The organism is Actinomadura sp. NPDC000600 (assembly GCF_040492135.1).
Taxonomy (GTDB): domain Bacteria; phylum Actinomycetota; class Actinomycetes; order Streptosporangiales; family Streptosporangiaceae; genus Spirillospora.
The window spans coordinates 136,919-162,707 of sequence record NZ_JBEUPD010000003.1 but is presented as its reverse complement, the minus strand read 5'-3'; the positions used below and the strand labels follow the sequence as shown (position 1 = coordinate 162,707).

Sequence of the window (25,789 nt, the reverse complement as noted above, 5' to 3'; positions counted from 1 at the left end):
GTAGTCAGTTCGCCTTCCGAGTGATGGTGTACCAATTATCCTGGTCGTACGCTCGCAGCAGCGCGATGTCCGCCTCCGTGAGTTCTCGGAGAGTGACTCCGCCTGCATCAAGCCGGTTGATGAGTTCGAGGAGACCTTCTGGCGTATCGGTCGGCGCATGCTGAAGTAGGGCCAAAAGCGTTTCGCGATCCTTGCAGAATGCCAGGATGCTGGCGCTGTCGACCTTGGGGCGGTTTACCTTGGCCTTCATCGAGTCATAGATTCCACTCGCCTCCCGCCGCTCATCGGGGCTGAGGGTGGCGAAGCGAGCAGGGGATACCTCATGAATGCGTGCGGTGGCCCACGACTTCCAAAGCTGCCTGAGGGAGGTACCCAACTCGCTGGTGAACGCCTCCAAGGCGCGCCTGGCATCAACGAAAGCCCGGTCTCCGGGCAGACCGCCGCGCGACTTCGATGCAAGTTTGGCTCGTGCAGTGTTGAACCCGGACACATCCAGAGTTAGGCCGGTGCGCTCGTGTAGCAGCACCGCGGTCCGCTGCTGCACCAGAGCTGCCTGCAACGCTGTCCGCACCTCATCGATACGGCGGAGGACCCGTTCCTGGTCGTCTCGCTCCTTCTGGCTTTCGGCAATGCTGCGGACCGTGTTCTGCAACTCCTGGGCCTTTTCCAGAACCGTCACGTTGCTCATATGCCTGCCTCCATCCGGGATGTGGAGTCATCTACGGCCTGTTGCCACTCCACGAGCAGTCCTGCCAACTGGTCCGCAGCATCGCTGACCGCGTTCTGGTTTTGCATCCGCGCTGCCGCGAGGGCCGTGTCAAGCAAGGCGTTGGCGGTCTTCAGGTAGTTGAGCATCTCCCGCAGATACGGTGACCGTGGTGGGGCAACCACAGCCAGAAGGTTCTCGGTCGACTGGTCTTGGAGGTTGTCGGTGACGCGGGACAGTTCTTTCTCCAGCACGGACACCGAATTCCAGTCGGCTTCTTCGACGGCTGCAGCCCGCATCTCCAACTCAGGCCCCTGTGGTCCTGTGAGGCCTTGAGCGTTGGCCATCTGCAGAGCCGTGGACACCTGTAGGACAAGACGGTCACCGGGACCGTTCGACTTGGGGAAGTGTTCTCGGATCTCGTGGATGAGAGCGGTCAACTCCTGCAGTTGACCACGTACCGCGGAATCCAATCCGGAGCGAAACGGAAGTGCGGCCTCCTTGGCCCACATAGGCAGATCAACGCTCGACAGGTCCCACTCTTGCGCGGCCTCCCTCACGAGGGCAACGGCACGTGCGGCGTCAAGGACGTGGACGGCACCCGCGCCCTGGCCCAGCCCCAGAGAACTCAGCAGAGCCTCGACAAGCCCTGCGCGATGTTGCAAGTGCGCCTCAAGCCGCTTCACCCATGTCTCGGTGCGCGAAGAGTTATCCGGACGCGCCCACGCCCGCCCCATGTCGAAGGCGGCGATATAAAGGGCCTCGATCGGCATACCTGGGACAACCTGCCCGGCAAAGGCAGCCCCGAGGAGAGATACGCGTAGTCCAGCTACCAGGTCCTTATCGGAATGTTCAGCGTTGAGCGCGACCCGTTCACGCAAGTCCGCTCGGTGCGTCTCGGCCATGCTGGCGAGTCTGACCACGTCTTGGGGTCGCATCCCGTCGACATCCTGCGCGTTAACCCGGATCAGGCTCTTGAAGAACTCACCGTTTGAGGGATTTCGCTTCAGAATAATCGCTGCGCCCTTGTTGAGCTTCTCGGCGCTGGCGTCGTCGATCGAGACTGTGTTGGCCTTGTTGGTCCATCCAGCCCCCTCCGCATCGCTGACTCCAATCGGCTTGATGGGAGGCGTAAGCCAGTCCTCCCTGTAAAGAACCGATCGGGAGACCATGGTGCGGACGATGCTTGCCACCTCGGTGATGAGGCGGGAACCACTAGCCGCCCAGTCTTCCACCACTTGAAGTTTACGCTGGAGAGCGGGGGCAACTGTCGGAGTCTTTGGTGAATTGATAAGGGCGATCGCAGGCTTGGACGCCTCTCCTGCGGTCAAGGAGTCGACGGGGTCGGCGCCTTGACCGTCTAGGTCCAACTCCGGCAAAGCGAATGCCTCACCAATGCCCTGCGGCAGATTAACGAGCTGGTCTGGGGCATCAGCCCAGAACTCCAGTGCTTTGCGTCGGCGCTTGGCGTCCAGGTGGTCGCGTGCATCGACCTCTTCACTGACGCTGTTGGGCAGTGCCTTGTCGACGCCCCTGACGGACTTGTAGTTCTCCTGGAAAAATGTGCTCGGGAATTCGCCCTTCCCGATCGACCTGTAGGCGTCGTTAAGGATCGGAATGACTCCGTTGCCCAGAACGGCGCGCGGGACGAATGCGTTGGGGTTTTCCTGTGGAGCCACACTGTGAACGACACGGGTCAGAGCCGCACGATTGAAAGGATAGAGGCCGAACCCGTCGGCGGATGCACCGAAAGAACTGTGACACAAGGTTCTTACGGTGCAGTCTTCGCACCTATTAGGGGTTACATCACCGCCGGCACGCTCCAGCGCTTCACGCCCCACCCGGGCAGCGTTGAGGTACTTCGCGACGAAAGTGGTGATCTCCTCTGTTCCCGTCTTGCCTTCTCCCAGGACAATGTCCAGGTTGTAGACGAATCCTCCGGTTGACGTGCTTATCCTGGTCGCTGCGGTTTCTGGAAGGTCATGGAAGTATCCGCTCGTGATCGCCATGAGGGTCCGCATGGGCGCGAGGACCGTCTTCCCGTAGCGCTCTGAAGTTTCTGTGATCGCGTCAAGCAGGTCGCCCTGGACACCTTGAATGAGGGCGAAATCCTCTACCAGGAGCACGATTTCCTTGCCATCGCGAGCGTAGATCTCGCGTACTTTCTTCATCGCTCCCAGAAGACGGCCGCCTCCCAGTGACGACAGTTCCTGAACAGCCTTGTCCCAGTGTGCATTGAGCAACTCAACAGCCAGCACCTGGAGTTCAGGTCTGGACATCAGCATGCCGAAGATTTGTCGCGTAGGAGCTGCCATGTCGCCGGTGATGGCATCTGGGCTCAAGGGAAGGTCGTCCAGAGAGAACCGTGGAGGGCGCTCCTCGCCGGACTCTCGGTCACTGAGGAAATGCTCGGCGAACTGGGGGATAAAGTTGCCGGGCTCCAGCATCTGCTCCTGCAGAAGCGGATCCTGCAGGAGCAGGGAGATTCCTCTCGGTCCGACGAGTTGCCTTTTCTTCCCAGGGACCGAGTCCTTGCCGAGGTCAGCAAGAGTTACACTCAACTGGCTAATGAGACGGCGCGCCAACGAGGCAGTGGTGAAAGTCCCGGTGACCTGCCGGATATCCCTGCGGATCTGTTCGATCTCTTCGTCATCAACTCCCTCAAGGAGGGATTCGATAACATGTCGCAGACTTGTCTTAGACTTCTCGAGGTAGATGATTTTTCGGTTATTAGAGGGCTCGATCTTCTCTTTGACCCAGCGCACCAGATGGGACTTTCCGGATCCAGATTCACCGACCACCGGCAGCAGCAACGTCCCGGTGTTCGTGCGCCGGTTTAGGAAGTCGTCCCGGATATCCTCTTCAGTGACGCTCTCACCCGTGCTGCTGAACGACCGACCGTTGATCCGGCAACGCTGGATGCCCAGCCGCGTGTGCGTGGAGAGGAAGACGGCAGGCGAGGCGACAACCGCTTCCGTCTGGATCGTGGAAAGCACGTTTTCCACGTCCCAGCAGACGTAGCGATGGAAGTCAGACATGGGCCGCCTCCTGTCGGGCGATGGAGGAGCAAAGGCGCATGGACGACTGCTCGGGGTCTTGCACCCTGATCGGTTGCTGCGCGTCCGAGTCACTACTCAAGACGAGCCACTTCTCGTACTTGCCTCGCATCAGAGCGAAGGAGACTGCCGCGCCAGCAGTCCGTTCGTCCGCAAGACCATAGCCCAGATTGTTGGAGATGCCTCCCCCCGGAAGGACGGGAAGGTGTTCCCGCAACAGACGCAGGACGCCCAGGGCATCAGCAGGAACCCCTGGCGGAAGATGCTCTTCCAATACCTGTTGCACGGCCCGCGTGCAGTCCGGGATGTAGCGTTGGGCGATGTGCGGTGCCGGGGCTCCCAACCCGAGGGAGGTCGCCCAGGCCATGAATGGTGGCCACCGAGTGTCGTTCACAAAGACCAACTCTCCGTCAGGCGCGTCCCTTTGGTGCCGACTGTCCACCACGGCCCAATTGAAGGACTCCGAGAACGGATCGCGGGTCAGGCTCCATACCAGAGCCCGCCGCAGGTCGTCGGCAGTCTCGGCCGGTACGTGCCCGCGCAACCCCAGCACGGCGGACCGCAGTGCGCGTTGGAAGGCGGCATAGTCGTCCCAAGAGAGCGCCGCAAGGTCACCCGCCAGGACCCAGCCTTGACCGTCACCGCTCTCCTCGGCGAGCCCAAGTGACCGCAGGGCGGCAAGGGCGTAGTGAACTGTGGTGGGCTTCTTCGACTCGCGGTTGTGCGGCTTGAGGAAGGTACGGAGCGTGTCGAAGTCCACCGACCCGGACTGCGAGGCCAGGAAGCGCACGACGGCCCAGATTTCGCCGGGATACGGTACGGGCGTGTTGAGCAATGCCATTACCTGAACTCGCTTCTCACGTGCTGGATGTTCAACGACGGATGAGTGGTCACAAAGGGGACCCCTGCCCTGGTCGGGTCCTCCACCTGCCGAGGGATCAGGAGGTAGACAGGATCCCCGTCCTCAAGCCGATACCAAAGTTCTTCTTCGAGGAGCGATGTCGCTTCATCGGCAACCCAGGCGACGGTGGCCGGCGTGCCACCGCTCACCAGGCTGCTGTCGTAATCGACGAGCACCGGATTTCCTGGTGCCTGTTCCTGTATCTGCCGGGCCAGTTCCGTGCTAAGGCCGGGTCCGGCGAAATGAGAGACGCCCGCCCGAGCCAGTTTCACCAGCACAGGTAGCAAGTGCTCTGCGCGCTGCGCAGGGTCCTGCCAATAGATGCTGAGGTGCGAGGTCTGAGGATGCAGGTGGGCCAGAGGGCTGTCGTACAGGGCCCACTCGACAGCGGCCGGATCCGGCGAGAACGGCTTGCGATAGTGAGACGACGCTCCTTCAGGCGGAAGTCCTTGACGCCTACACGCAGGACAGCCACGACAGGCTGCCATGGTGTAGTGGCGCCCACCGTTGTTTCCCGCGATCGAATAATACTCGGCCAGCGTGTCAGCAATGCACCGCTCGTGATCCAAGACCGTCAACATCACGCGCAGAGAGTTGCGCTGGGCATTCTTGACACTCGAGCGGATGCGCTCGTAGGCGACGCGGAAGTGCTCTGGATTGTTGGTCTGTCCCTCCACCAATTCGATCTCGATCCGGTCCCGGGCGGTTTCGTAGAACTCTTTGATCCGCGCCTGCCAGTCCACAGCATCTTCGGCGGGCTCGTGCATCGGGGGTGTTGGTGGGAAGATCCGGATCAGCCCGATGCGATCCATCATGTTGAGTAGGCGAACGTTCCAGTCCTTGTGCGTGGCGTACCCCACGGACATCCGCGGTGGCCGCACGGTCAAGTCGAGCGAGTAGCGGTTCCCGTGCAGGTGATGCCCCTTGGTGAACATCGCCCGCCACCGTCCCCACGCAGTGTCCGCCATGAGGATCTTCTGCTCGTTCAGGGACTGAGCTGTGAATCGGTCGCCCGGGGCGGACGCCAGGTAGGCCATCGAGGGACTGCCGTCGCGGCCGCCGCGTCCGACCTCCTGGTAGTAGCGGTCCACCGTCTCGGGTACGCAGGCGTGCACGACACTGCGGACGTCGTCGAGGTCAACGCCCAACCCGAAGGCAGAGGTACCAACCACAACGTCGTACTCGGTCGCGACAGGGCCATGGCTCGTGCGGCCCGACCAGCCCTCAAGCGCACGACGACGCCCGGCATCGTTGATGTCTCCGTGCACCACGGCGACACGCTGCATCCCTGCAGCGCGCAGAGTGTTAACCCACTCGGCGGCGCTCTGCTTCTGGGTCACATAAAGCACCATCGGTTTCGGAAGGCGTGCAACAGCCCGGAGCACTGCTTGGGAACGCGCCTCTTCCGATTCGAAGGCATCCAAGAAGTAGGCGGGTTCGCTGCGCAACTCGGAAGACCAAACCACCTGGGTGCCTTCGCCGGAACCAAACAGGTCACGCAGCGTTGTCACCTGTTGCTCGGTGAGCGTGGCACTCATCGCGACTGTCCTTGGGGTACGCCCCGGGGGTGCGACCCTGCGCCAAGCCCGATGCGGGGCGGCGAGACTCTGAAACCCTGAACGGAACTCGTTGCCCCACTGCTCGACGAGGTGTGCCTCGTCCAGGATGACGTAGTTCAGGTGCCCGTCCTGGGCAGCGTCGCGCAGGGCTTTACTCAGGCCGGCGACCACGGCTTCCGGCGAAGCGATCACCAGTGCCTGCCGTCCAACTGAGATGTCCGATCGCATTTGCTCCTTTTCGGCCTCGCCCAACTCCCCGAAGTAGGCGTACCGCTTGTGCAGAGCACCAGGATCACGTCTGCTCAGCAACTCACGGACACGCCGCTCCATGTCGATAGCCAGGACCACGGTGGGCACAACCATCACGGACACGCCGCTGCGTCGGCTGGCCAGCATGGCCCCGGCGAGCGCTACCGGTGTCTTGCCGTGGCCAGTGGGCAGGCAGACGAGAAGGGTTTCACCCGGCGGCATCAGAGCTACCGCGCGGGCTGCTTGACGCTGCCCCTTGGAAAGGTAGTACTCGTAGTCGAGAGCGTCCGTCCAAAATGGATCGGCCGGCGCAGCTTGCAGATCTCGGGTCAGACTGGAGTCCTCGCCCAGGATCGCCTCACGGACCTGCGCAAGACCTGCCTCGTGCGCAAGTTCGTCACCTTCGCCCGGGGCCCACTCCTGGCCCCGCACCAGCACCCGGCTCCCGTGGACCACCACGTCGCAACCGCCTGCTCGCCACTGATCGACGGTGGGTAGCCCCTCTCGCAACGGCACCGACAACCGGCCTGTCCGTCCCAGTGCCTGGTGGTGCAACAACAGTTGCCGAGTCAGCGAGACGATGTCCAGCCAGCCTGTGCCTCCGTTGGCCGTCCCAGCCAGGGCATCTCCCAGACGGCGCAGAGCACCTTTGGCCAGTATGTCCTGTTTCACCTCGGGCCATTGGTTGAGTAGGTGCTGAGCGCTCACCCATGCGTCGTCAGACATCAGTAGGCCAGTTCCAACCCGCGCCGGATCAGGCAGGCAGCCGCCACGACCCCGACAACCGGCTGCGACAGCCCCTCGGCGAGAGAAGTCAGGACCTTCGCATCGGTGACCAGGCTTTCAGTGTCGCGCAGCAGTCGGCCAGCCGCCTGCCGAGCCTGGGCCTGCGAGTGCAAAACGGCTGAAACTTCCAGCGCCTTCTGCTGGGCGTCCTGGCAAACTGCTGCGAGATCCGTGTGTTGATGCAAAAACCTCAGGGCTGCCCGCTGTGCGTCACGGACGTAAGTGGCCGCATGCTCCTGACCTCCGAACACCTCAAACAACTCCGAGACGCGCTGACTGTTGTAGTTGCGGTCACCCTTGCTCTTGTCGTAGCGGCGATTCAAAAAGGCCAACTGGCCCTCGATGGTCACGGGCGCGTTCGTGCCGGCCTCGATCCAGACGCGCCTGATTACAGGTGGGAAGATCCGATCCGCCTGGCGACGCAGAGCCCTTGCTGCGTCCGCGCTGTCTTGGACATGCTTCAGCGCGGCAGAGGTGTCTGCCTGGATGAGGAAATCGAACCCGAAGTACGGCTGCGGTTCGTGCCCCGGCGGCATGTCCGGGTCGATCCGCCGGAAGGCGGCACTCTGCCCCAGACTGTCGTTGAGGACGGCATCAGACAGCATGTCCACCAGGGGATTGCCGATGCGGAACAGCCGTGCGTCCCGACTGCGCAGCGCTCGCGACCGGTTGAACATCGCATGAGCGATCTCATCGTTCGGGATACGGTTCTTGATCCGTTCCCAGTGGCGGGGAGCGAGAAGCGGACGGCTTGACCCGTTGTTGATCAGATAACGCCGCGCCGGGGATCCCTCGATGGTGCGAACGAGGGAATGCAGTTTGATCCCCCCTCCTTCGGCGTCTGTGTACGCAAGGAGTGCCTCTTCTGTCTCGGACCAGTCACGCTCGACATCAGTCAGCGCGGCCGGAACGCTGCGCAGACGCTGCGACGACACGTGGATGGACTCCAAGAGATCCATCTTGCGGATCTCGTCGCGTTCCTTGCCAAGTTGGGCAAGCACGTCCTGCTTCTGCGCTGTCAGCCCTTCCGGCCCTTCCTCAACTGCCCCGGTCCATACACTCGTGAGCGACTGGGCTATAGCGTTCTGGAGGGTGGAGACGGAACCGTCGAAGACCTTGTAGGCCTCCCCGAGCAGAGTGGCCCATGCCTCAGTAAAGGAACCGTCGGGGCCCTGTTCCTCAGCCAGCCGGATCTGGGGCGCGGGACCGGCGGCTCCGAGCAAAGCCGGGCCCGGGTAACGGTCAACGCGGCCTAGACGCTGTTCCAGTTGGTTGGGCGACCAGGGAAGCCTCAGATGGACGACGCAGTCGGCTGGCTGCAAGTTCAGGCCATCTTCGGCTGTGTCGTCGGCTAGGAGCACCGCCTGCGCGGGCGTGGGGGCGGCCCACCGAGAGATCTCGCTTGCCGCTTTGGCCGCGCCCAGCGTACGCGTGTGCTGAGCGGTCACTACCTTCGGGAAGTCACGGCGCAACCTGCCTGCGAGCGCGTCAGCCAGTCGGCCGGGGCCACAGAAGACGACGGCGCGCTTTGCCTTGCGCAGCACGGGAAGAAGTGCTCGGATGACGTGCTTCAGGTTCTCCTCGCTCGGCTCGGCGCCCGCAGGCCAGTCTTTCTCCGCTTCAGCCAGCACGGCCTTCTCACACGCAACTACTGGCACGCCGAGGAGTAGTTCCCTCTCCTGCGGTGAGAGCCCCGCACGTTCGCCAGCATAGGCGTCGCCCTGCACTCGCCACCGGAGCGCATCGATAGTGTCGTAGGGAAGCGCGGGTGCCCGGGATGTGAGAATCGCCAAGGGCATGGCGAACTGCGAGAGTTGATTGCTCATCCTCTCGTTCTCCAGGTGCTCGCGCACCGCGCTCCACCAGCGCATCACGAATGCATCCCCGGCCTCTGCAACCGCCGATGGCGAGTGGATGAGTTCAGGTTGCCGGCGGCCGCGCACCTCATAGGGAAGTGCCTCGGCGTCCGGGCCGCTGCCCTCTCGTAGCACCGCCTCACGCCGGTTTCGAATCACTCGGCGGTGGATCCGGTACGTCTCACTGATGTGAGCACGCAACTCAATGACCCGACGGGCGAACTCATCTTGCGCATCGGGGTTGATCAGCTCGTCCTCCTCATCGAGCATGCTGAGGACCTCGTCCGCGAGTTTGGCCAGACGGACATCACTGGCGGGAACTTGTGCTCGGATGTCCTCAATGGAGTCCCGGATGACGTACGTGTACTCAGGGTTCAGGGAGTAGACCGAGTCCGCCAGAGCCTCGCGCATGCGGTGGCGGTCCTCGAAGTCCTGGCGCCGCTCCCACGAGTAGAGTTCTTTGTCGAGCAGATGAAGTAGCCCGAGGTTCGTCAGGTATCCGGACGTCACAGGGGTGGCGGACAGCAGCAGCAGCCGATGGGCCGAGTGCGCGAGTTCGCGCAACTCCTTGTAAGGCGTCTCATCTGGGCCTACCTGCACCAGGGCGTGAGCCTCATCCACGACGACGAGGTCAGCCTGCCTGTAGCTAGCCCACTTCTCGGGATTTTCATGACTGCTGACGACGATCGTTGCATCAGGGAAGTCCTCGGTGTGGAACTTGTCCTTGAGTTCGGACACCCACTGCCGGCGAAGAGCAGCCGGAGAGATCACCACCACGCACGCTTCGGGCTTGTCGATGAGGATCTGGCGCACGACATACCCGGCCTCGATCGTCTTCCCGAGGCCGACCTCATCGGCCAGGAGGTACCGCTGGACCGGGTCAGAGAGGACCGTGAGCGCGGCGTTCACCTGGTGCGGAAAAATCTCCACCGTCGACGACAGGAACGCGCTCATGCCGGCGCAAGCGCCACGCTGCCGGACGAGGTTTCTAAGGATCGGGAGCCTTGCGTCCCGGTACGGCGTCGTACTGCCGCCGCGGACTGTCAGATCCGCTGCGGGGTCCAACACAGGACGATCCCACCGCACGTGGAGATCTTCCTCAGGAACAGGTAGGTCGTAGGCCACATTGGGGAATCGCACGAAGTAAGAACGCTGGGCAGGCTCTGCTTGTATTACTCGACCTGCGTTCCATTGACCATCCGGGCTTTTCCACCAGATGCGCTCCTCGCGCTTCAGAAGGACCCGTTGGACCAGGTGGTCCGCCACCCAATGCGACTGTGCGATCATCGCGGCTGGCGACTCGAAGTAGTCAACGCGGACGCGTCCCGCATCCACCTCCCCGACCTTGCCGATCCCCGGCCCCCCCGGTACCGAGGCAAAGGCGCCAACCTGCCTTACGCTGCTCGCGTGGCCCTGCTTCACGATCTTGCCCCCACCTGTTGTGCAGGTCGCCCTCCCCAGGGCGCAGCGCCGCCCCGGCGCCACAGCAGCACATCCTCTACCATTTGACCACAAGTTCTCTAGGTCGTTGAACTCTTGAGGATGCGCTGTCCGTAAAGAGCGGACACAGTGGCGCCCCAGGGTGTGTCGAGTTAACGCCCCTGTCGCTCTTTCGGTTGGTGAGCCGTACCGGTTTGGTGAAGTCCGAATTAACCGGGGCGGCAGCTGGCGCTGGGGGTTCATCGGACCGTAGTGGGTGGGTTCGTATTCGGCAGGTGGTACGTCGCCGATAGCAGAGTGCAGACGGTGGCGGGTACCAACACATCCATTCGACGAGTATTCGACCTGGTCACGGGTGCGCCATGTCTGTCGGCGGATCAGCGCGGCTTGAAGCCGCCGCTCAAGGCTCCGGCCATGGCGTCGTCATAGGTGCCGACCACCGAACCGACGGATGCCATGACGCCCGACGTCGGCTTGCCGGGCGAGGTACCGGAAACTGGTGCATCGGGCTGGCTCAAAACCGGTTCGTCGCAACACCCTGATCGCTGGGGTGTGCGCGGGTGGGCCGAAAGACTGGGCGACGAGGATGAGGGGGCGCACGGGGATGCGTTTACCAGTGAGCGCTGTACAGGGACTGCCCGCAACTAGGGCAGCCCCTGTCGCGTCAACACCAAATTGTCGGGCTTGCTCGGTCTCTCGACCGTACAGTCCCGCTGGCTATCCCTCGGTGACGGTTAGCAAGCGGTGTAGGTCGGCGGTGACTACTCGGTAGGTGGTGCCGATGCGGATGACCTTGCAGGGAAAGCGATCCTCACGAGCGAGTTGGTAGGCGCGGGTTCGGCCGAGGCCGAGGGCTCGGGCGGCCGTGTCGATGGTGGTTGTGGTCGGAAGGGCGGCGAGTTCCTCGTGGGTCATGGGCTTCATGCGCAGCCCTCCGGAGTGTTTGAGCGACGAATGCGGACGAAGCGGTCTGGTTCGCCGGCAGGAGGCGGCGCGAGTAGCGTCGGATCGGTAATCGGTCTGGGAAAGTCGTTAGCTGCCGCCGCTACGCCGGCATCGTCCCCGTGTGCTTTCCCTTCGACGGTTGGGGGCGCTTCGCATCCGCGGGTTACGCGGAGATGGACGGCGTTGATGGCTGATTGGGCATCGCTGAGGGCCGCGCAGAGCACTCGGGTGTGCTGTCTGGCCTCGCCTAGAGCTTGGCCGTGGCGGCTCAGCACGTCGGCGAGGTCTCCGGCCTGGTCGTGGCCGAGACGGTCCGCTTGCAGCTCCCTGAGGAAGAAGCGATTGATCTGGTCGAGGACCTGATCGAGGCCGTAGGTTGCTGCGCTGAGGTTGCCGAGGATGGTGTACGCAGTACCAGGGAGAGTGAGGCTCGGCGGGCCGGCTGTGGCGTAGTTGAGTTGGCGGACGTGTTCGTACAGGTTGGCCGCGAGGCGCGCGGTCTGTTCGTCGTTACGGGCGGTCGGGGGAGCTTTCGTTTCGTAGGTCATGTGGGTCACTCCCTGTGACATTGGGGCACGTGCGGGGGCTGTAATCGGTCATGGCTTCGCCTTCGCCTTCCTTGTGCGGGGGGATGAGGGTGAGCAGGCTCGTCATCTCGGACGCCGCCCTGGCGTACATCTGCGTATCGTTACGCTTGTTTACGCTCCGTTAGTATGCGGTGGCGTCGGTCGTTACGCCACGACCGCTATCGGTGTGGCGCCGACTTCTCTGGTCGTTGCTGCGATAGGCGGCGAGGGGAGGTGCGCGCCGGTGGTGTGGGCGCAGGCCTGGTAGATCGGTGGGAACGGTCTGCCTCCAGGTTGGGGAAGGGCCGAGGGAAGCCGGCGGCAGCGAGTCGCGCAGCGTTGTGCTCGGGTGTGTCGTTGGCCTGCGCCCGGAACAACGTCGGGTTTGTCGGCCGTGGGGCCGGTTGGCGGAGTCGGGTGAGCTGGGCAGCAGCCTTACGGGCTGCAGTTGCTTGGGCGAAGCGTTGCTGCGATTGCCGGTGCTCCGCGATCGCTTCGATAAGGGCAGCGAGCTGCACGATCAGGTGAGAGAGGACGCCTGCGAGGCTCGGGCGATGACTGTGCGCCCTTCCGATCTGGGACAGAGCCAGAACCCGCGCAACCGTACGGAGGTTCGTACCATAGGGCGTGCCGGGGGACTGGCGCCCGTAGGGTTCGCGAGCTGCTCGGTCATAAAAGTCGGCCGCGTGGGCGAGTTCCCGGTTGCCGGTGATGGCCGCGGTTACGTGTAAGACGTCGGAGGCCGCGGCTGCTAGGTCGGCGCGAACGGCGGGGTCATGGATGTGGCGCATCTGCCAAGTAGCTGTCGCGGCGGCTCTTGCGGCCTGTTGGTAGGCGGCATCTCGCTCCTGGTGAGTCAGCTTCGCTTGGCTGAAAGAGCGCTGGCCGAAGTGCCTGCCTTCCTCGGGAGCCGACCAGCGGCAGCGGAGTTTGGGAAGAGTGAGGTCGGCGGCGAGCTTGCCGCCGGAGAACCAGACCGGCTGGCCCTCTTGGTTGGCGTGGCCGGGAAGCGCGACCGCGTAGCCCGTGATCTCCCCGGGAGTGCGGACGCTCTCGCGGACCTTGACCAGCACTCCGGCCTGCTCAAGGGCAACGAAGAAGTCGTCCTCGGTCTCAGCTCCGGCAGCAGCGGTGGCTACCTGCCGGCGGAGGGTACTGCGGGGTGGTTCCGACCAGTTCTTTCGGTGAGCGAGTTCCGTCTCGGCTCGGGTTGGTCGGGGCGCTGCTGTGCGGTCGGCGGGTGCGGTTGGGGTCAGACCGTAGCGGTCTTCGACGATGTGGCAGGCATGGGCGACCTTGAAGTAGTCGCGACGTAGGTTCGGGTTGCGTCCGTCCTCGCGGGCCAGGACGGCAACGAGATGGATGTGGTCCTCGGCGTGGCGGACCGCGATCCAGCGGCATGCCTTGTCATCGCCTCGCGGCGCGAACCCGGTTTGGTGCATGACCTCCTCAGCAATGTCGGCCCATTCGTCGTCCGACAGGCGTCGGTCCGCCGGCGCTGCCCGGATCGAGCACTGCCAGATCGGCAACGCAGGCGGCGTGTGGCGAAGGGTGTCGAGCGGAGAGGTCAGGACTCCGACTAGATGCCGGTAGTCGCGGTCGCCTCTGGTGTCCGCGCCGGGCTCCAGAGCTATGGGCAGGCGGAACCCTGCAACGAGGTGGGGATCGACATGCTCGTTACGTTTCCCTGGTCCGTAGAGGTACGACAGCAGTCGGGCGAGGCCTTGGCCGCGTGTCACTTTCCCGATCAACGCAGCAGCCGACCTATCTCAACAGACGAGGCGTCCACTCTCCGGAGAACCTTCTCCAGGTACGCTAACGAAGCAGATAGCTCCTGAGGAGCCTGGCCCGTTGCGTTCGCTATTCGGGCCAGTTGGTTGATGTTCACACCAATACGGTTCAGCTGTCGCGCAATACTGCGCAGTTCCTCACATAGCGTCAGGGTCGGGTGCTGTCCGAGCCTGTGCTGGCGAGTGGCTGCCTGAACGGTGTGGACGATAAATGTTCCGTAGGCAGCGCCCGCTCGATGGGCTGCCTCGCAGATCTCCTTGTACTCCTCTTCACTTACTCGGAACCTCATCTCTCGATCTCGTCGACGCCCTCCTGTGAGCTGCGAACGTCGTTGCAGCTTGCTCTGCCTGCTGACCTGCTCCTCGTCCGTGTTCCACCTCCTGCCGTACTCGTCGGACCGCGCCCGGTCGACTCAGCAAAGGGACGCGGTATGGATCATCCTGGGTCCATACCGTGTCGCGACACGGCCCTACCTTGCAGCCCTCTATTAGGTCTTCCCTTCGACTCTGCTGACTGAGGATATTCCCAGTCAGCAGAGTCGAAGCCGTGCTGAAGGATGTCGTCCAGTGCCATGAAATTCATGGTTTTCAGAGAACAGGAGATACGTTATCTGCCCTCGCGGATGAGTGGGCTCTGCGACACTTGACTCCCGTAATTTTTCGCGGGAGTCTCCGCGCGAGCACCCATAGCCGACCGGCAAGCGGTGCAGAGTCGCGGCGACATTCGGAACGGCAGCTGTTCGCTTCCGGCAGCCGCCGATGCCGGCTCCGCTGTCAGTCTCGAGACGGAAGCCTCGATGTGGCCCTAACGCCGTCCGCGCCCGTCCACTCGTCCGCCGCGCGGCGGACGAGCCGTCCGCCGCTGCTTCGCAGCCGCCGTCCAAGCGGACGGAGCCGTCCACACCGGCGGACGGGCGCGGCGGGCCGTTGGTAGGGCGCTCGGGGCCAGCACGCACGGCCGAGGCAAGTCGTGCCTATCGCTTCCTCGCTCGAGGAGGCTCAGGAGCAAGCTGGGATCGAGGCGCGGCCTCGCCAGCCAAGCGTGGCGGCGGGCTCGCTGGACAAATCCGCGAAGAGACTCCCAGCGTGCTGGTCAACATGCGTGCACCGCAGGCGTAGCTCGCCACTCGGCCCAGCTGACCAACCCGCAGAGCGGGAGTAGCAGGGGCCGGTGGCGCAGCCTCAGCGCGAGCGAGCCGTCAGGCGAGTTCGAACCAGGTGTGCAAGCGACCGGCAGTGTCGGTGTCGTAGCCGAAGCGGGCGGCAAGGGATTCGATGAGGACGATGCCGTGGCCGTGGTCGCGGGGTTCGGAGCCTTGGTGGCGGGTCGGGATGGTCGCGGCGCCCGCATCGATGACCTCGCAGCGTAGGGAGTTCCCGCAGTCATACAGCGTGAGAGTGAACGAACCGCCATGACGGGAGTCGGAGTGCCTGACGCTGTTGGTGCAGGCCTCGGAGATCAGCAGTTGTGCCGTGGCGGTGCGGTCGCTGCCGTCCAGTACCGCGGCGGCGAACCGGCGGGCCTCACCGACGCTCTTGGGGGTGGCCGGGAGGGTTACGCGACCGAGAATGATCCACGTTGTCATGAGCACATCGCCTTCGCGATGGCCGGGACGGCGCGAGGGTCAGTGACCAGCGCCCAGTCGCGCGACCACACCCAGGCCCACGTCCCTGCCTGAGGGGCTGGGACGCAGGCGATAAAACGGACCTTGTTGGTCCGACGGCTCGTGACGCGAAGGACGGCTCTCTCGCCGGCGCCAAGGACCTCGGGGTGTACGTGGTGATGCGGCAACTGGCCAGCCAGCCACGCCAGAAGATGACAGCGCTGCCTTGGATGCAGTTCTTGTTCTGCTTTGTCCGACATAATCGAATTCCCGTCCGCTGCTCTGACCTGCAGTTTCCGGGACAAGCGTGCTCCGCGAGAGTTACCGTGTCGCCATTCCTAGGATCACCTGGAAATTCGTCCGATGGACGGAGACACGATGCACATCAACGAGTCCCCCGACCCGCGATCGTCGATGTGGGCGTGGATGGCCCACCACCTGCGCTTCCAGCGCATGCAGCACGGCATGTCAGGACACGCCCTTGCCGAGCTCCTCAACTGTGCGCGTTCCTCGATTTCCAGACTGGAGAACTGCGAAGCGAAGCTGACCGACGCTCAGGCGGTCGTCCTCGACGAGCGGTGGAACACCGGCGGGACGTTCACGATCATGCTCTGGTACGCGCGGCTCGGACACGACCCCAACTGGTTCAAAAACTTCACGGAGTCTGAGGGACGCGCGTCCGTGCTGCGGATCTACAGCGGCCAGCTGATTCCTGCCCTGCTGCAGACGCCTGCCTACGCACGCGCCCTCCTGGTTGAGGGGCGCGAGCCAGGGGTAGACGCGATGGTGGAAGCGCGGATGGCACGGCAGCAGATCCTGACCAAGGAAAGCCCGGCCGATCTGTGGGTTCTCCTGGCGGAGACAGCCATGGCCTGCCTGGTGGGTGGCAGGACGGTCATGCGGGAGCAGCTCGCCAAGCTGCTTGAGGTGTCTGAGCTGCCGAACGTGATGCTGCGGATCGTCCCGAACACGGCGGGCGCAAATGCCGGGCTCGACGGGCCGTTCAAGGTCATCAAGGTCAGGGAGGGACAGGTCGGCTACGTCGAGGCCCCCACCGGCGGAAGGCTCGTCCCAGAGGCCGCCGAGGTCGACGGACTGCTCGACAGGTTCGACCGCATAGGGGCGGTCGCCCTCCCCGTAGACTCCAGTCGGAGCCTGATCAAGCATCTGATGGAGGCCTTGACGTGACTTCCCCCCAGTGGCGCAAAAGTAGCCGATCCAGCGATGGGACGAGCGGCCAGTGCGTGGAGGTCGCCCAGCTCGACGACGCCATCGGCCTACGAGACAGCAAGGCCCCGAGCAGCGGGCACCTCTCGCTTTCCATCGGCAGCTTTGCCGGCCTTGTCGCCAGGGCGAAGAGGAACGAGCTCGGCTTCAACGCTCAGCGGTAGGCAAGAGCGACCTTGAAATGCAGGAGGGCCAGACGTCCGGCCCTCCTGCATTGGTTCGCTCGCGTAACAAGAGCGTGCGTAGCTTCCTCTCCTTGGTGGCATGCGAGAGCGCGACCAACGCCGAGTGCGCGGCTGTGCGCGACTCCAGGGATCTGGACGGGCTCAAGCTCGTCCTTGAAGGCCAGGGATGCCGCTCTCGGCCGGAGGTACTCCAGCACACGAGGCCAGCCCACAGCCCTCAACCGCTTGGCTCACGACACCCCTGGCACAGGGCACGCTGCGGACGGCGTTGTCATCGAGCGGTCCCATGTGGTCGGCTGTTCGGGTGAGCATCGACCAGTTCTTCGGCTACGGGCCTGAGGCTCCGTTCGCCACCAACGAGGTGTTCACCAACAGGGAGGAGCAGATCGATCGGTGTCATCGCTGGCTGATCGAACACTCCGCACGTGAATGGCCCGTCCCGGCGCTCATGGACTTCCAGCGGCCTGCGGTCAACATCCTCGCGGTGGCCGGAGAGGGCGGCATCGGCAAATCCACTCTGACGCGGCACGTCGCTGACCTCGCGGTTCGGGGAGAGTTGGACGGGCTTCCCAAGAATCGGGCGTGCGCCGTGCTGGACTTCGCAGACCCCGACAGCTCCAGCTTCGAGTCGTTGCTACTGCGCGTCCGGGCTGGGCTGGGAGGTCTGGCGCGTTCCTGGCCGGCTTTCGACGTCGCGCTGGCCCTCTACTGGGAGCGCAAGCATCCGGGTGAGTCGCTGGCCGCCTTTCTCGGCAAGGGATCGGTGGACGGACGGCGAGCAGCGGATCAGGTGAGCGGGACCGTCGACCAGTTCCTCGGCGGGTTCGGCGCGATCAGCGTCACCTACCAGGTCTTGGACAAGCTCGGACGCACCGTCGCGCATAAGGCCAAGCTGAAGTCTCTGCGCAATGAGTTGCCCGCGCTCGACCCCATCCTCGATGAGCCCGACCCCGACCGGATGCTCGGTTACATGCCCGTCCTGCTGTCGGCCGACCTGGAACGCGCCCGAGCCAAGAGGCCCGTACTCGCGGTGTGTGTACTCGACACACTGGAGATCGTCCAAGGGCTGCCGTCCGAGCGCGGCGGCCTGGAGGACCTGGTGTCGCGGTTGGTCTACCTGATGCCGAACGTGGCGTTCCTGGCGGCCAGCCGCTTGCCGCTGGGCTGGCACGACCCGGTCCGTGCCCTTGGGCTGACCTACGGCGGCGCGCATCGCTGGCCTGATCTCGCCGGACCGGTCCAGCTCAGGCTGGACGGCTTCGACCCGGTGTCCGCGAACGAGTACCTGACGACGCGGCTGACCGTGGACGACCGCCCCGCCATTGACGAGGCGGTGCGGAACCGGATGATCTCCGGATCCGGCGGGTCACCGTTGTATCTGGACCTGTCGGCGAGCCTGTATGGGCAGTACCTCGCGCGCGGCCAGGCGCCGCCCCCGGAGGTGTTCGGACTCGGGTTCCCCGAGCCGGTGCTGCGGACGATGAGGGACCTGTCGGAGACCGATCGTGACCTCCTGCGTGCCGCCGCGCTGCTCGAAGCGTTCGATGCCGACCTGCTGCAAGCGATGCTCCCGGGCATCCGCCGCCGGCGGATCGAGGCCTTCACCTCCCGCCCGTTCGTCCGGCGCGAGGAGTCGGTGTGGCCCGCCTACCGGCTGCACGACAACCTGCGACGCAGTGTCCTGGACTGTGACGCCCACACACCCGATGGATGGACCCTCAGTGAACGTCGCGAACACCTGCAGCGCGCCATCAACCACCTCGCGAAGGTCGCGTTGTCGATCTGGGACGAGGAAGAGTCGTCCTCGCTGGCTGAGCGGAGCCGCCGGACTGTCGCCGCGTTCTTACTGCTGTTGCGTGCCGCGATCGAGCACGGCGTACTGCCGCCGGTGCTGGCCGACCTCGCCTACAGCCTGAGCGTCGCCGGCCACTGGCAGGTCCTGGCGTCCCTCCCCGCACCGGACGCAGCACCCGAGCTAACGCGGCTGTCCGCCGTCGCCCGGCTGACCACCCGCGGCGACCTCAACGCCGAGGACCGCTACCAGGCGATGCAGAGGCTCGTCAGCAGGCACGCAACCCCCGAGTCCACCGACCCATTCGCCGACTACTACCGCTGGGAGCTGGGCACCCGCGCACACGTCGCGGGACACTTGGACGAAGCGATCGGTCACCTGTCGGCGATCACACCCGACGGCTCGCTGATCGGCGCGAGCGCTCTGTTCGGCTTGGCCGACAACGCCCTTCGCCGCGGTGACTACCGGCAGGTCGCCGAGCTGATGAACAAGGCCACCGACGAAGGCCTCGACCGCATCCGTGTCGCCGACATGCTCGGCCACACCTACATCCACAACGCCCGTTTCGCCGACGCCGTCCGCCTCTTCGAGACCACGCTGGAAGCCGCCCAGGCCGCGGGAACGCCGTTGTGGGAAGCCCGCGCCCTGCGCCACCTGGCCCTCGCACTGATGTGGTATGACCCCGACCGCACCCTCGCTCTCGTCCCCCGAGCCCGCGACCTCAACTCCGCCGTCGGGGAACTGATCGGTGTGGCCCAATGCGACCTGGCCGCCTCCATGGCTCACGCCCTACGCGGCGAGCATGCGCAGGCCGCAGACCTCTTGGAAAGCGCAGCCCGCCAGTACGAAGAGCTCGGCGCCACCGGGGAACTCACCCCCGCGGAAGCCATCCGGGTACTGCAGTACGCCGCCGACGGACGCATCGACCAAGCCACGGCCATCGCCATGCGACTCGCCGCGTCCTCCCAAGGCCCGCAACCCGAGTGCCTACCCGTCTGGGTCCACGTGACCAGCTTGTGGACCAGCGTCCCTGCCCCAGGGGATGCGGCCTTGCGATGGCTGGACAGCACCGAAACCGCCCTACAGCGTTGGAAGGAGCCACTAGACCGGCTTTGGCGCCAGCACCGTAGTGTGTGCGCACCGCTCGACGTGGCTGACCGACAGGCGTTCATCCCCACCAACCGGCTACCCGGCGATGTCCTCGATCGCACCGTGCGGTCAGCGTCCGCCTCTCCGGCATTCGATGGGCCACCCATCCAGCAAGCCGACGACGGGATCATCAACGGGGAACGCACCGTCATCAAACTCCAGCGCCGCGCCCACGAGCGCCTGGAGACCGCCCTGCACTTGGAGCGCCTCGGCACCGCGACCGGCATCCCGGCCCCACGACTCCTCGACTACGGCACTGTTCCTGGCGGCGCCTGGTGGGCCGTCCTCGAACGGCTCCCTGGAACACACAGCGACCACCCGACTCCCGGGCAGCAGCGCGCGCTGGGACGCATGCTGCGCTCGTGGCACTCGCACAGCCCGGCCGCCGGCCTGCGGCTGGACGACCCTGGCGCGCTCGGCGTCCTGCTCGGCTGGGCACGCCGTGCCGCCCCTCGCGCCTACCCTGCTCTCGCCCAACGCTTCAGTGACGCCTGCGAAGCCGTGCAAATGACGCCGATCCACGGGGATGTTGCCGTCGGCCATAACGCGCTGTTCGACGGCGACACCCTCACCGGCGTCCTGGACCCCGGCGCCGTCGAACAGGGCCCGCCGATGCTCGACCTGGCCTGGGCGCTTGCCGTGGACCTTCCACACGGCGGGTCGACCGAGCCACTCCTGGAAGGCTACGGCGAAGTCGATCAGGCGGCCCTGGACGCACTGCTGCCGCTCATGCTCTTGCGACGCTTCATCGACACCGTCGCGCTGGGACTATCCGACACAGACGGCCAGTGGATAGCCCGTCATCTGCGCGACAACCATCCGGACCTACTGGCGCTAGTGGAAGACGAGCTGAGCTTCTAAACCGCCAGGCCCAGCCGCACCGCCCATCGATACGGGATGTAGTTGTCCAGCACGTTGGCCGGCACCGACAACCGCTCACGGAGCTCAGGCTCGTCGTCGCGCGCATAGAAGCGGTTCAGCCCGTCGAACAGCGCCAACTCATACCCCGCCGCCAGCACGCCGGGCTCCCACTCATGATGGCTGGGATGCGAGCTCAAGGGCACCGTCGCCTCGATCACGATCGCCCGCGGCCGCCACGCCGCCAGATCCGCCGATGCCAATACGGACGCCTCAGCCCCCTCGACATCCACCTTCAACAGATCGAACCCTGGCTGCGCGTAATCCGACAGCACCGTCTCCAACCGCGTCACCTCGACGCGCAACTCCTCACAACGCCATCCATCGGCAAGGTGCAGCGCCAGCACATCCCGCTCCAGAGTGCTGAGGCCACCGCCACCGGTCTTCCCCGGCCCCGGAACGATCCGGAAGAAACTCGCCAGACCAGGCTGCTCCCCGATCGCCACGTCCAGCGTCACATCACCCGGCCGGGCAGCCCGCAAGCTCTCGAAGCGCTCGGGCAGCGGCTCAATGTTGACTCCGCGCCATCCGAGCCGGTCCACCAAGTTCTTGGTGAGCGACCCCTGGACCGGGTTCCCAGCCCCAACATCCACGAAGAACCCGCCATGCCGGTCACCGAAGGCCCGCATCAGCACAACGTCCTCGGCGTTCCCGCCATACGCGACCACATCGCACCCAGCGGGCAGGTTCGACCCCATACCGCCAACCGTAACCGCGTCGAGCTCGTCTGCCTCACGCCACCGGATCGCTGATGTGCGGGGCCCGTTCTTCACGGGGCCCCTCTGCAGCACCAGCCGAGACTCGGGAACTCGACTGCAGGGAGCCCCGCGGTGATCGCAAGACTGATGAGCCGGAACACCTCATTCCGCCTGACATGGCACCGCCAGATTAGGCGCGAGGGCGGTCCCGGCTGCCTCCTAGCGGCCACGCCCGCTCACCGTGAGTGCGCAGGTCGGCGGCGATGTCGGCCAGGGAATTCAGCGCCTTCCGGGCGTGGGTGAGCCAGCCACCGATCTGATAGCCGACGGGCCCGGACCCGTAGTCATGGATGAGGGCGGTATGGGAGTCGAACAGCAGGAAGTCAAAGTAACTATGGACGGGAGACGGTGGCAGGAAGAACTCGATGCGCTCTCCCAGCCGGCTCCGCACCTCATAATTGATCATTTCGTAGCGCAGGTAGTCGCTGAGGGGATAGGAGAGCAGCCGCACCCGAGTGAACTCCAGGTTCCGCGCCCTCACCTCGTCACGAAGAGGCTGGTCCTCCATCGCCTCTACCTCCAGCAGACGGCGCGCGCGCGTGCTGTCACCCGCCTGGAATGCCTCCTGCGATCGGACACCGTCGGCCTCGCGGTATGACTGCCAGCATTCCAACTTGAGGAAGCGGCGCTCGGTACGTGCCCAAGCTTCCCCGAACGCCCCCAGGAAGCCCTCCAGGGTGAGCCGTTCGCCGCCGTCCAGCGCCCATGCAGGCGGTTGATGCATTATCCGACCCAGTCCCGGATCGCTTGAGCGGTCTCGGCAGTGACGTCGGAGTCGTCCAGGTCAGCAGGGTCGAGCCATCGGTAGGCGGTGTGCTCGCTGCTCAGGACGATGGGCCGACCTTGGTGAGGCACGCCGAACGTGTATTGACGGGCTCTGCGGCCAGATCCGGAGATGTAGTCGAAATGAGTGACAAAGCCGGGATCGAGGGGGAGTTCGTCGGCCCAGTCGATTTCTTCGGCGAGTTCGCGCTCCAGCGCAGTGAGCAGGTTCTCGCCAGGCTCGACACCACCTGATGGGAGTTCTTCGATGCCGGCCATGAAGGTGTCCTTGGCAGAGCGGCGCAGGATGAGCACCTGGCCCTCGGTGTGGACGATGGCGCCGATCACGAGTTTGGCGATGCCGTCACGGTTGGCGTCGACATACAGCTGCTGGATGTCGAGCCCCGATGTGGTGGTCACGTTGGCAGGGTAGTCCGGCAGAGGAGGGGAGCAAGGATTCTTCGTAGAGGTGTTGACCGCAGTATCGATGCCTGCACGAGCGCGGGCGGGGCGCTACTGCGGTCCGGTCAGCTCCGCATACGGCGGCAGCGCCCCGCTCCACGGCTGTTGCCAAGCACGCGTCGTCGCATCGCCCCAGCCGCAGGAAAGTTGGCGGGGCCGGAACTGGAAGCGGGCCTCTTGAGCGGCCGTCGAGAAGCCTCGGATGCGCCCGCTCCTCGATCGCCGCAGGGGTGATCGTCGCGTATGCAAGCACGTTGCCGCGCAGATGATGGAGTGGGCCTCCGAATCGGCCATCTGGGTAGCCATCCTCCGACCCACGGCATCGTGAAGATCGCAGCTCACATAGAGCAATCTCCGACCCCAAACCACAAGGGCGCCCTCATGCCACAAGCACACCGCACGTAGCCCCCAAAACAGCAGCATTAGGACAGGGTCAGTGAACTAACTCTAACGATAGTAGGAACTCAACGCGGATATTCGCATCGTTACCTCATGGCTCATTACTGCGGGGTGGAGACACAGAAGGGCAGCGGTTGCCGACGCCGAGTAAAGGCCGCGACCTGCAGCGATCACGTGAACGGGCCCGTACCACGAAAAAATGTGGGAGGAAGCTGGCCGTCCGGCGGGTCACCCAATCACCTCTTTGAGACACTGCCCCACCAGCCGGTGCCTGCAGAAAAATCGCCAACCGAGATGACTCCTCTCACCCTTTCGGATGCCATCGTCATCGTTCAGAAGATTCCTGTCGACTGGCGAGGAAGGATCGCAGAACAATCGGTACGGCAGATCGGCGGAAAACTATGGGCCGAACTCCTGCAACATCGAAGTATCGGTCTCTGCCACCCTCTCGCCCAGACAGCCCGCGAACTTCTCGCCATCAAAGCCGAGATCAGCCAGCTTCCTGGCGAGGCAGCTGCAGCCGCCGCTCGTAGCGCTGGCGCACCCCTCGTTGTCCAGAAGATAGCCAAGCGCCTTGCTTCTGACCTGGGAATCACGACTACGATCGAGCAAAAGCTCGCCGCGACCGCCCATTCTGTTCGGATTCTCGGCGTCTTCGTCTGCGAGATCGCGGGCGTCGTTCCCAGCTGCGAATGTCTCAAGGATCTCGTAGCAGAGAGAGTTTCCCGAGAGGAGTTCGAGAAAAAGTTGTGGTATCTCGTTGAGCCCAGCATGTCGGTTTAACTACCGGTTTACCCCGAACGGATTCAGCGCGGCACCGATGGTACACCCAGGTAGCCAAGCCTCCGGAACGCCGCAAGCCCAAGGCGTCGTTCATGGATGGGGCGAAGCAGGTTCCCTGGCCAGCACGCTCAAGCAGGAACGGACGACCATGTCAGTTGGCGTGACAACTAGCATGGTCGTGAGCAAGAGCGGAGTCCAAGCCAGGTTTTAATGTAAGGGGTATATTCCCTTTGACGTCGGCTGCCCGGCGGCGAAATCTCGTCTTACCAGGTCGGAGACCACGCTTGAGCTGCCGACCAGGTGGTGACCGGTGCGACGCATCGGCACGGGCCCCCAGTTCACATCAACTGCCCCAACAACTCCGGGGAGAGAGCTCCTCCCCGAGTGCTCCAGTGTTTCGATTATCTAGAGGTCTGCGCCACCGTAGGAGAGCCAGGAGGCACGGGCGCGGCGTAGGTCGCGCATGGTGGACTGCAGCCGAAGCCAGCTGCGGCGATGGCTGGTGCACGATTCTCCCGGGCGTTACACGTCGGTCCCCCTGGATCCCCATTTCCCTACGCGGGCAGCGCAGGGAACACGGCCACCGAGCCGTCCTTGTCGCGGGCGATCTCGATCGCCACGTCCGTCGCGCGGCTGTCGAATGTGACGCCGTCGCCCAGCTTGCGAATCCTGTGCGCCGTGCGCATCAGGCGCTCGACCTCACTGGTCGTGAAGACGGGCCGCAAACTGGACGGGCGTGCCAGTTCCAACGCTGACAGGCGTAGGAGGACGCTGGCGATGCCCGACTCCAGGTTGTCGAGGCGCTGCTGGTGATCCTTGAGTTGGCGGATGAAGTTTTCGAACGGGTTGCCGGGGTCGCTCTGGGCATGCTCGACGGCCTGGAGGACGATGACCCGCCGCTCCAGCGCGATCGCCAGGGCGGCAAGCTCGAGATGGGCGCGGAACATCCCGCCACGGTCGTCCGCGAGGCCGGGGAACGACTTGGTCAGCGTGCCGATCTCGACGGGCGCGCCGTCGGGCAACGCGTCGAGCGCGCTCCGCCACTTGGCGAGGCGCCGCTCGGCGGCGACCAACGCCGTGCTGATCGCGTACGACGCGGAGTCCAATCCCAGCGAGACACCGAGCTTGCCTTGGTCAAGCAGGATAGCGGTGGCTTTGTCAATAGCGTCGCGGCAGCCGTCGAGCTGGTTGCGCTCGTCCTCGAGCTTGTCTTCGTGTAGTTGCTCCAGCAGTTCTGTGATGTGCTCGATGGCCTGCTGGCGTTTGTAGTCCGCGTGCGCGCTCACCCCCACCGCTACGGCCATGAGTACGAGCGGCGCGGCCACGGTAAGCGCCGCGCTGCCCCCGACCACGACGCCAGCCGTGGTGCCGGCTCCACCGGCTGCGCCCGCTGCTGCCGCTTTACCTACTGGGACGAACGTCGCGCTGCCGACGATGCCCGTTGAGTTCACGAGTGGACCATGGATTCCGCCGGCCACCGTCTTCGATGCCATCGGGCGAACGATGCCCTGCCCGAACTCGGCGGCGCACTTCGCCGGGACCACCAGGCGATACAGGCCCTCGCCGGAGGCGGTTGCCGCGGAGGAACGCTGCGCTGATTGTGTGATGAGCTGCGACAGGTGCTGCGCCAAGGGACTCGCTGCATCCAACGGCAGGCCCGGGCCGCGGTCGAGCTTCTCGGGCAGCGGATGCACCTCGAGTGTGGCGATTGGCGCGTCGGCCAGGACAGCCAGCGCGCTGCGCAGTTCAACCAGGCGCTCAGCCGTCATCGGCTCGTCCCCGGTCAGAGTCGGGACCCCGACGTCAGCAGTCGCCAGCGTCCACACCGGAACTATTGCCGTGCGGTCATCAGTCATCGTCTCCCCTTGTTCTCCACCGAGAGCCTAATGCCTGCTC

At 64.6% G+C, this 25,789-nt stretch carries 19 protein-coding genes; 4 read left to right on the top strand and 15 right to left on the bottom strand.

Annotation, left to right across the window (positions count from 1 at the left end; genetic code table 11):
• Positions 1–4: 4 nt before the first annotated feature.
• The 11 genes from ABWI07_RS05940 to ABWI07_RS05890 form a co-directional block, all read right to left on the bottom strand.
• Positions 5–688 carry a hypothetical protein gene (locus ABWI07_RS05940; protein ID WP_353817860.1) on the bottom strand — a complete coding sequence of 228 codons (684 nt, stop codon included), beginning with the start codon at positions 686–688 and terminating at the stop codon, positions 5–7.
• Positions 685–3,744 (bottom strand): protein DpdH, encoded by a 3,060-nt coding sequence (dpdH, locus tag ABWI07_RS05935; RefSeq protein ID WP_353817859.1) that lies wholly within the window; start codon positions 3,742–3,744, stop codon positions 685–687. The genes ABWI07_RS05940 and dpdH overlap by 4 nt, the downstream gene beginning before the upstream one ends.
• A complete protein-coding gene (dpdG, locus tag ABWI07_RS05930) occupies positions 3,737–4,603 on the bottom strand; it encodes a protein DpdG (protein ID WP_353817858.1) in 867 nt (288 codons plus the stop codon). Before dpdG ends, dpdH begins: the two co-directional genes overlap by 8 nt.
• Positions 4,603–7,197, bottom strand: coding sequence for a protein DpdF (dpdF, locus tag ABWI07_RS05925; protein WP_353817857.1), 2,595 nt, complete (start codon positions 7,195–7,197; stop codon positions 4,603–4,605). The genes dpdG and dpdF overlap by 1 nt, the downstream gene beginning before the upstream one ends.
• Positions 7,197–10,535, bottom strand: a complete 3,339-nt coding sequence (dpdE, locus tag ABWI07_RS05920) for a protein DpdE (RefSeq protein ID WP_353817856.1) — start codon at positions 10,533–10,535, stop codon at positions 7,197–7,199. Before dpdE ends, dpdF begins: the two co-directional genes overlap by 1 nt.
• A 395-nt stretch (positions 10,536–10,930) precedes the next feature.
• Positions 10,931–11,071, bottom strand: a complete 141-nt coding sequence (locus ABWI07_RS05915; RefSeq protein ID WP_353817855.1) for a hypothetical protein — start codon at positions 11,069–11,071, stop codon at positions 10,931–10,933.
• A 199-nt stretch (positions 11,072–11,270) separates the two neighbouring features.
• The gene (locus ABWI07_RS05910) at positions 11,271–11,477 is read right to left on the bottom strand and encodes a helix-turn-helix domain-containing protein (protein WP_353817854.1); all 207 of its coding nucleotides are present in this window, start codon (positions 11,475–11,477) and stop codon (positions 11,271–11,273) included.
• Positions 11,474–12,046 carry a hypothetical protein gene (locus ABWI07_RS05905; protein WP_353817853.1) on the bottom strand — a complete coding sequence of 191 codons (573 nt, stop codon included), beginning with the start codon at positions 12,044–12,046 and terminating at the stop codon, positions 11,474–11,476. The genes ABWI07_RS05910 and ABWI07_RS05905 overlap by 4 nt, the downstream gene beginning before the upstream one ends.
• Positions 12,047–12,243: 197 nt before the next feature.
• Positions 12,244–13,815, bottom strand: a complete 1,572-nt coding sequence (locus ABWI07_RS05900) for a relaxase family protein (protein ID WP_353817852.1) — start codon at positions 13,813–13,815, stop codon at positions 12,244–12,246.
• Positions 13,812–14,192 carry a MobC family plasmid mobilization relaxosome protein gene (locus tag ABWI07_RS05895; protein ID WP_422389409.1) on the bottom strand — a complete coding sequence of 127 codons (381 nt, stop codon included), beginning with the start codon at positions 14,190–14,192 and terminating at the stop codon, positions 13,812–13,814. The genes ABWI07_RS05900 and ABWI07_RS05895 overlap by 4 nt, the downstream gene beginning before the upstream one ends.
• A gap of 861 nt (positions 14,193–15,053) precedes the next feature.
• Complete coding sequence (locus ABWI07_RS05890) at positions 15,054–15,440, bottom strand: ATP-binding protein (protein WP_353817850.1); 387 nt, start codon at positions 15,438–15,440, stop codon at positions 15,054–15,056.
• 396 nt (positions 15,441–15,836) lie between these two features.
• Between ABWI07_RS05890 and ABWI07_RS05885 the strand changes: the two genes are divergently transcribed.
• The 3 genes from ABWI07_RS05885 (at position 15,837) to ABWI07_RS05875 (ending at position 20,672) form a co-directional block, all read left to right on the top strand.
• Entirely contained in the window at positions 15,837–16,646 is an 810-nt protein-coding gene (locus tag ABWI07_RS05885) for a helix-turn-helix domain-containing protein (RefSeq protein ID WP_353817849.1), read from the top strand.
• Entirely contained in the window at positions 16,643–16,849 is a 207-nt protein-coding gene (locus ABWI07_RS05880) for a DUF397 domain-containing protein (RefSeq protein ID WP_353817848.1), read from the top strand. The genes ABWI07_RS05885 and ABWI07_RS05880 overlap by 4 nt, the downstream gene beginning before the upstream one ends.
• Positions 16,850–17,174: 325 nt before the next feature.
• A complete protein-coding gene (locus ABWI07_RS05875) occupies positions 17,175–20,672 on the top strand; it encodes a phosphotransferase (protein WP_353817847.1) in 3,498 nt (1,165 codons plus the stop codon).
• Here the strand turns inward: ABWI07_RS05875 and ABWI07_RS05870 are convergent.
• From ABWI07_RS05870 to ABWI07_RS05860, 3 genes are all read right to left on the bottom strand, one after another.
• Positions 20,669–21,427: an FkbM family methyltransferase gene (locus ABWI07_RS05870; RefSeq protein ID WP_353817846.1), complete on the bottom strand. Its 759-nt coding sequence runs from the start codon at positions 21,425–21,427 to the stop codon at positions 20,669–20,671. The genes ABWI07_RS05875 and ABWI07_RS05870 overlap by 4 nt on opposite strands.
• A 190-nt stretch (positions 21,428–21,617) precedes the next feature.
• Positions 21,618–22,211, bottom strand: coding sequence for a DUF6879 family protein (locus tag ABWI07_RS05865; protein ID WP_353817845.1), 594 nt, complete (start codon positions 22,209–22,211; stop codon positions 21,618–21,620).
• Positions 22,211–22,669, bottom strand: a complete 459-nt coding sequence (locus tag ABWI07_RS05860; protein ID WP_353817844.1) for an NUDIX domain-containing protein — start codon at positions 22,667–22,669, stop codon at positions 22,211–22,213. The genes ABWI07_RS05865 and ABWI07_RS05860 overlap by 1 nt, the downstream gene beginning before the upstream one ends.
• Before the next feature lie 642 nt (positions 22,670–23,311).
• On the opposite strand from ABWI07_RS05860, the gene ABWI07_RS05855 reads away from it, so the two are divergent.
• Entirely contained in the window at positions 23,312–23,893 is a 582-nt protein-coding gene (locus tag ABWI07_RS05855; protein WP_353817843.1) for a hypothetical protein, read from the top strand.
• A 554-nt stretch (positions 23,894–24,447) separates the two neighbouring features.
• On the opposite strand, the gene ABWI07_RS05850 is transcribed toward ABWI07_RS05855, so the two are convergent.
• The gene (locus ABWI07_RS05850) at positions 24,448–25,749 is read right to left on the bottom strand and encodes a hypothetical protein (RefSeq protein WP_353817842.1); all 1,302 of its coding nucleotides are present in this window, start codon (positions 25,747–25,749) and stop codon (positions 24,448–24,450) included.
• Positions 25,750–25,789: the final 40 nt, after the last annotated feature.